The organism is Streptomyces sp. WAC05292 (assembly GCF_003949955.1).
Taxonomy (GTDB): domain Bacteria; phylum Actinomycetota; class Actinomycetes; order Streptomycetales; family Streptomycetaceae; genus Streptomyces; species Streptomyces globosus.
In genome coordinates this window covers 1-245 of the sequence record NZ_RPSE01000923.1, presented here as the reverse complement: position 1 = coordinate 245, position 245 = coordinate 1, and the positions used below count along the sequence as shown (strand labels likewise).

Sequence of the window (245 nt, the reverse complement as noted above, 5' to 3'; positions counted from 1 at the left end):
CGACCGCCGCAACCTGTGGCAGGCCTGCCTGGAGTACGCCCAGCGCGACCGCCGCTTCGGCGGTGCCGTCCCGAACCAGGTGGAGCCGGGCGGCGCCGCCGGCTGACCGTCGCGGACACGGCGCAGGTGCCGAAGATCTCGACGGTGTGGGCGACGTTCACGAAGCCGTGCTCGGCCGCGATCGACTCGGCCCACTTCTCGACGGCCGGGCCCTCCACCTCGACCGCCTTGCCGCAGCCGCGGCA

At 74.7% G+C, this 245-nt stretch carries 2 pseudogenes; one reads left to right on the top strand and one right to left on the bottom strand.

The annotated features are described in order from the left end of the window. Positions 1-106 (top strand): annotated as a pseudogene (locus EF903_RS35785) (isoprenyl transferase); the annotation flags it as partial. Here EF903_RS35785 and EF903_RS35780 read toward each other — a convergent pair. Then, positions 102-245: pseudogene (locus EF903_RS35780) on the bottom strand (transcriptional repressor); the annotation flags it as partial. The pseudogenes EF903_RS35785 and EF903_RS35780 sit on opposite strands and share 5 nt — an antisense overlap.